This is a genomic window from Collimonas silvisoli (assembly GCF_018305005.1).
Classification (GTDB): domain Bacteria; phylum Pseudomonadota; class Gammaproteobacteria; order Burkholderiales; family Burkholderiaceae_D; genus Collimonas; species Collimonas silvisoli.
The window spans coordinates 40,329-47,160 of the sequence record NZ_JAGQEG010000040.1 but is presented as its reverse complement, the minus strand read 5'-3'; the positions used below and the strand labels follow the sequence as shown (position 1 = coordinate 47,160).

The 6,832-nt window shown below is 59.7% G+C and carries 5 protein-coding genes; 3 read left to right on the top strand and 2 right to left on the bottom strand.

The window, feature by feature from the left end:
• Both KHU33_RS12795 and KHU33_RS12790 read left to right on the top strand, forming a co-directional pair.
• Positions 1 to 422, top strand: a 422-nt coding sequence (locus KHU33_RS12795; RefSeq protein WP_456236951.1) for an aspartate-alanine antiporter-like transporter, incomplete at its 5' end; no start/stop codon positions are given.
• Positions 423 to 498: 76 nt separating this feature from the next.
• Entirely contained in the window at positions 499 to 2,094 is a 1,596-nt protein-coding gene (locus KHU33_RS12790) for a bifunctional aspartate transaminase/aspartate 4-decarboxylase (protein ID WP_211463407.1), read from the top strand.
• 41 nt (positions 2,095 to 2,135) lie between these two features.
• Here the strand turns inward: KHU33_RS12790 and KHU33_RS12785 are convergent, their stop codons facing one another.
• On the bottom strand, positions 2,136 to 3,401 hold the full coding sequence (locus KHU33_RS12785) for a cytochrome-c peroxidase (RefSeq protein WP_211463399.1): 1,266 nt from the start codon (positions 3,399 to 3,401) through the stop codon (positions 2,136 to 2,138).
• 184 nt (positions 3,402 to 3,585) lie between these two features.
• Here KHU33_RS12785 and acpA point away from each other — a divergent pair, with 184 nt between their 5' ends.
• A complete protein-coding gene (gene acpA / locus KHU33_RS12780; RefSeq protein ID WP_211463397.1) occupies positions 3,586 to 5,721 on the top strand; it encodes an acid phosphatase in 2,136 nt (711 codons plus the stop codon).
• Positions 5,722 to 5,822: 101 nt separating this feature from the next.
• On the opposite strand, the gene KHU33_RS12775 is transcribed toward acpA, so the two are convergent.
• On the bottom strand, positions 5,823 to 6,827 hold the full coding sequence (locus KHU33_RS12775; protein ID WP_211463395.1) for a pyridoxamine 5'-phosphate oxidase family protein: 1,005 nt from the start codon (positions 6,825 to 6,827) through the stop codon (positions 5,823 to 5,825).
• Between the last annotated feature and the right edge of the window lie 5 nt (positions 6,828 to 6,832).

The window sequence follows — 6,832 nt, the reverse complement described above, 5'->3', positions numbered from 1 at the left end:
CCGGCCTGCTGTTTGGCTGGTTCCGTTCCAAGCATCAGTCTTTCGGCGCCATGCCTGCCGGCGCGGTGCAAATCCTGAAAGACCTCGGCCTCGCCGGTTTCGTGGTGGTGGTCGGTTTGTCTTCCGGTTTGCAGGCGGTGCAGACTGTCAGGCAGCAAGGTTTCACTATCTTCGGGGTCGGCGTGGTGGTGACCATTTTGCCGATGATACTGACCATGCTGATCGGGCGTTACATACTGCGCTACAACAATACGGCGGTGCTCGCCGGCGCCCTCGCCGGTTCACGCAGCGCCAATCCGGCTTTCGGCGAAGTGCTGGATAAAGCGGAAAACGCGATTCCTACCGTGCCCTTTGCCATCACCTATGCCTTGGCTAATGTGTTTCTGACTTTGCTGGGTCCGCTGGTCGTGGCCTTGGTCTGATGGTATCTGGCAGCGTCAACATTTGAGCTTACCGATCCGCCGCGGCGGACCCACCTATCGAATAAGGAGTATCAGCATGGATTTCAGCAACCCGGACAAACTTGCACTGCTTAGCCCGTTTGAATTGAAAGATGCCTTGATCCAGGTGGCCTCGACCACCGACCGCGCCATGCTCAACGCCGGCCGCGGCAATCCGAATTTCCTGGCGACCACGCCGCGTCACGGCTTTTTCCAGTTCGGCCTGTTTGCCATGAGCGAAGCCGAGCGCTCCTATATCTATATGGATGGCGTCGGCGGCTTCCCGCAACGGGACGGCATCGAGGCGCGTTTCGAGATTTTCACCAAAGCCAATGCCGGCGTCGACGGGATTCGTTTCATTGAAGCTGCCGTGTCCTATGTGCGCGACCAGCTGGGCCTGTCGGCCGGCGCTTTCATCTACGAGATGTGCGAAGCCATCCTCGGTTGCAACTACCCGGTGCCGGACCGCATGCTGCGCCTGAGCGAGAAGATTGTCGGCCAGTACATCCGTCGCGAGATGATCGGCCGGCAGCCGTTTGTCGGCAATTTCGACATGTACGCGGTCGAAGGCGGCACCGCCGCCATGACTTACATTTTCAACAGCCTGCGCGAAAACCATCTGCTCAAGGCCGGCGACACCATCGCCCTCGGCATGCCGATTTTCACGCCGTATATCGAAATCCCGCACCTGAACGATTACCAGCTGGTCGAACTGATGATCGACGCGCCGCCGGAGAACAACTGGCAGTTCAGCAAGAAGGAACTCGACAAGCTGCTCGATCCCAAGGTCAAGGCGTTTTTCCTGGTCAACCCGAGCAATCCGCCGTCGGTCAAGATCAATGACGAGACCTTGGCGTATATCGCCGAGATCATCAAGCAACGTCCCGACCTGATCATTCTCACCGACGATGTGTACGGCACTTTCGCCGACAACTTCGTTTCCCTGTTTGCCATCTGTCCGTACAACACCATCCTGGTGTATTCGTTCTCCAAGTATTTCGGCGCTACCGGCTGGCGCATGGGGGTGATCGCCACCCACGAAAAGAATATCCTGGACGACAAGATCGCCGCGCTGCCGGAGGCGCGCCGCAAGGAGCTCGATCTGCGCTACAACTCGATCACCACCGAACCGCGCGCCCTGAAATTCATCGACCGCCTGGTGGCCGACAGCCGCACCGTGGCGCTCAACCATACTGCCGGCGTGTCGACCCCGGTGCAGGCGCAGATGACCTTGTTCTCCCTGTATTCGCTGATGGACGAGCCGGAGTATTACAAGAATGCGATGAAGCGCATCGTCTTGCGCCGCAAGGAAGCGTTGTACCAGGCGCTGGGCTTGCCGCTGCCGGTCGACGTCGATTCGGTCAGCTACTATCACCTGCTCGATATGGAAACGCTGGCCACGCAAATGTACGGCGCCGATTTCGCCAAGTGGATGGTGCAGCGTTTGAAGCCGAACGAAGCGCTGTTCCGGTTGGCGCAAGAAACCGGCGTCATCCTGTTGCCAGGCCGCGGCTTTGGCACGGCGCATGCGTCGGCGCGGGTCTCGCTGGCCAATCTGAACGAATACGACTATGCCAACATCGGCAAGGCGATTCGCAAGCTGGCGCAGGAATACCATGCGCAGTTTGAGAAAGCTGCCGGCAACAACAAGTAAGGCCGGCAGAAAACAGGCTCATGGATAAGCCATGAGCTTTTTTATGGCCGATAACCGTCGTTCAGGGTTTTCAGAAAGGCGATGACATCCTTGATCTCGCCATCCGTCAGCGCCGGCTTGTCGCCTGGCTTGCGGTCAAACGGCGCTTCCACATTGACGTTGCCGCGATATTCCTGCGGCAGATCGTCGTACTTGCGCACACTGCCGTCTGTATCGCGCGGATACCATTTCTGCGGCTGGGTATCGCGCTGCACATAAAATTTCATCACCTGTTCCAGGCTGGTGAACGCGCCGTTATGGAAAAACACCTGGCGCGTGGCGACGTTGCGCAGGGACGGCGTCTTGAACATGCCGCAGTACTCGGTCTTGTCCTTGAGATCGGTGCGGTCCGGGCCGCATAAACCCATATCGAAATATTTGGGATCGGCGTTGGCCGGGATATGTTTGTTGCGCGGCACGCCGATGGCGATCAGGCCGTAATCGGTAAATTGCGGAAACGCTCCGCTGGCCGAGATTTCGCTGATATGGCATGAAGCGCAATTGCCTTTGGCCGGATCGTTGAACAGGCGCAGGCCGTTCATCTCTTGTTTGCTGAGCTGGGTTTGCTGGCGCAAAAAGGCGTCGTACTTGCTGTTGTACGGATAAAACTCGGTCGGGCTTTCCTGGAATACTTCGAGCGCCATCAGCGCCCATTTGAAGGCTTGTTCCTGATTGTCGAAAATATCTTCGCCGAAGGTAGCGCGGAATTGCGCGACGTAACTGGCTTTTTTCAGCTTCGCCACCACCTCGGCTGGATTCGCATTGCCCATCTCGTGCATCGACAACAGCGGGATCCGCGCCTGGTCGTGGGCGGATGGCGCGCGGCCGTCCCAGTTGTGGCCGCCGGTGGGGCCGGCGTCGATGCTGTCGTCGCCGTCGTCATCGTGGAAATGTTCGGTGAAGGCCGGCACATTCTGTATATACCGCAAGGAAGGCACTGCGCGCGTGCCCAGCGTTTTCATTTCCTTGCCGCCGAGCTGCACCGCCAGATCATTCGGCGGCCCGAACGCATGCTCGGGACTATGGCAGGTGGCGCAAGACATCTTGCCCGAGGCCGACAGCGAAGGATCGGAGAACATGGTGCGGCCCAGTGCAGTCATGTCGGCCACCGACGGCTGCTTTTTCAGCGTTGGTGCGTAGGTGGCGCCAACGTGGGCCGGAACGGCCGGCTGGCGTGCCGCTACCTCGGCGTCCGCCAGCTGCTGGCCGCAGCCGCTCAGGAGAAGCGCGACTGTCGCGCCGAGAGATGCAATGACCGCTGGTTGCATGGGATGGAAAGTAAAGTGTGGGGGCAAGAATGGGAGCCAAGACTAGCACCGCTCTGTGACAGAACGATGACACATTCTTCGATGAAAAATATTGCGTGTTCGGCACCGCGATTTCACACAGTTGAAATATTCGAGGCATACGATGACGCTTTTTATTGCCCGGGGAGGGCTTATGGAGCGGACTATGAAGCGGACTATAAAGCGGTTGCCGATTGCGGTAGCGACGGTGGCTATGTCAGCCGGCTTGAGCGCATGCGGCGGCGGCGGCTCGGTTAGCGATAGCGGCGCGGTGACTACCGGCAAAGTGACCGGCAGCTACTATGAAAACGCGCAAGTCTGCTTCGAAGACAAGATCAAGAAAGCGACGTGCGACGCCACATCGCCGGTAGTCAAGACTGCGGCCGATGGTTCGTACTCACTCAAAGGCCAGGGCGCGGTCGTAGCCATTATCGACGCCAACGCCACCCGCCATGAGCTGCTGGGCGACAAAGGCAGCGCCGTGACGCAGAAACTGGTGTTCCGCGCTCCCGTCGGACGCAGCGCATTCGTCAGTGCGATTTCGACCGAGCTGGCGACAGCGATGGACGCCAACGGCGGCGATTTCGCCGACGCCAGCAAGAAACTGGCTGCCAAAATCGGTACCGCTGAAGCCAACCTGCTGACCGATATCAACCAGCTCGGCGCCGATGACCTGGCCAAGCTGAAGGCCGAAGCTGCGGAAATCAACGACGCCATTGCAGATGCAGTGACCAATGGCGACAACGATGATTTCGGCCGCTCTTTGGGCAGCGCGCTGGCGATGAGAAAAATCCGGAACGTGGTGGTGATCTTTGCTGAAAACCGCGGCTTCGACAATCTGTACGGCCTGTTCCCCGGCGCCAACGGCATTCCCGGCGTCAATCCGACTTCCACCTCCAGCTACGTACCGCAAAAAGACTTCGACGGCAGCACCTTGCCGGTCTTGCCCCCTACCTGGGGCGGCATGACCCTGGCCGGCCAGAGCACGGTCATCACTCAGGCGCAATCGGCCAATCTGCCAAACGCGCCGTTCCAGATCGACGATCCGAAGAGCCCGATCACGATGCCGGCGTCGGTCATCACCCGCGATCTGGTGCATCGTTTCTACAATAACCAGATGCAGATCAACGGCGGCAAGAACGATAAATTCACCGCGTACTCCGATGCCGGCGGCCTCAGCATGGGCTATTACGACGGCAGCAGCATGAAGCTGTGGAACATTGCCAAGCAATACACGCTGGCCGATAATTTCTTCATGGGCACCTTCGGCGGCTCCTTCCTGACCCATCAATATCTGATCTGCGCCTGCGCCCCGACCTATCCGAACGCCGACGCCGCCACTTCGCCTGCCAAGAACAATATCTCGGCCGTCAATCTGGATGCCAACGGCAATCTGATCGGGCTGACCCCTGGCACCGGCATGCCGACTTCGGTCCTGAACGGTGCACCGGTCTATCAAAAAGACAGCACCCTTACGCCGAAAGATGCATCCGGCATGTTCTATGCGGTCAATACCATGCAGCCGCCGTTTCAGCCGAGCGGTAATGCGGCTGCCACAGTTGCTGCGTATGCCGATCCGAGCAAGGCCACTACCCTGCCAATCCAGACCCAAACCACCATCGGCGATCAGTTGACGGTCAAGGGCGTCGATTGGGCCTGGTATGCCGGCGCCTGGAATGCCGCCGTGGCGGACGCACCGAACGCCACGCGCAGCGTCATCTACAGCGGCAAGACGCAGTTCCAGCCGCATCACCAGCCGTTCAATTACTATAGCCGCTTCGATCCGGCGACCACGGCCGGCGCGGCAGAACGTGCCAGCCATCTGAAGGATTTCGATGCGTCGTTCTTGCAGGATGCCACCGCCGGCAAACTGCCAGCAGTGGCGTTCTACAAACCGCAAGGTAATTTGAACCAGCATCCCGGCTATGCCAACGTCGCCGACGGCGACGCCCATATCGCAGACGTGATCGCCAAGCTGCAAGCCAGCCCGCAATGGAAGCACATGCTGATCGTGGTGACTTACGACGAAAACGGCGGTTTCTGGGATCACGTAGGGCCGCCGAAGGGCGATCGCTGGGGTCCGGGCACCCGCTTGCCGGCTATCCTGGTGTCGCCGTACGCGAAGAAGGGTTTCGTCGATCACACGCAATACGATACCGCCTCCATCCTGCGCTTCATCACCAAGCGCTATGCGCTGCCGGTACTGCCTGGCATCACCGCGCGCGACAAGGCGCTGGTGGCGAACGGCGGCAAGCCGATGGGCGATTTGACTGGTGCATTGACGCCGGTGCCGCAGGAGTAATTCGCTGATGGATTGCTGAAATAGCGCTGGTTCCGTAGCGGATCGGCGTTCAGTCTGGTCTCGGAAAGCCGGCTGCTCTGGAAACAGGCAGCCGGCTTTTTTCATGCCTGCCAGGAGCCCATTGGCGCCAGCGCCGGCGATTGTTCTGCCGCGCTCCAGCGCAGGGGCAAGGAAGCTTCGACCCGTATCGCCTGCTCCACATGGAAGCGTAGCAGGCGTTCGGCGCCCTTGAAGGCGGCGACTTCAGGGCCGTCCCAGATCAGCTCGGCGCTGACCGCCAGATACAACAGATCGCCGCTGGCGAAATCGATGAACAGCAGGCCGGCGCGCGGATGTTCAACCAGGTTGCCGATGGTGTTGAAGAAAAAATTGCCGACGAAATCAGGCACCGTCAGCGTCCTGGCGTCGTCGATGCGGACAAAGCCGGGCTTGCCGCCGCGGTGTGAGACATCAACCCCGTGTTGACGATTGTTTGCTTCGCTGGGGGTCGTTGGATTGTCCATGGATTTACCCAAATACGCAGTCGCAATGAAGAAAGTGTCTGCGCTGGCGATCAGTTCTTGCATCGCCGCATCGAGCTGTTCGCTTCGATGGACCACCGGCGCCGATGCGGCAGCGTCCTCGACCAGGCTGGGGCGGCGCGCCTGGATGTATTTCGGGCAGTTGCCGAAGCTCTGCTCGACTTTCAGCGTCCATCCTGCGGCGCTTGATTTTTCGACCTTGCCGTTCATGCGATTGCGGCGGCGGGTATGCGGTTCGATTCCCAGCAAGCCGATGGCGGCGTGGTCGGCCAGGTTCTGCTGCAGCGGGTCGGCCGCCAAGGCATACGCGTGTATCGTCAGATGTTCGGCGTCGGGCGAGGTCACGAAGCCGGGCGCGCCTGTCACTATCGACGCCCACGGTTGTTGCCGGCGATCGATGCTGCCGACGATCATGAACGGCAATTGCTGAAAAAATTCGCGATGCTGGTCCGGCATGAAACTGCGGATCACCTGAGCGCGGCTCGCCATTTTTTCAAGCACGCCGACGCGTTGCTGGACTGCGCGTTCGCCGCTATGGAAAGGGCTGTCTGCAGAGCTGGTTGCGGTTGCCTCAAGATTGGACATGTCTT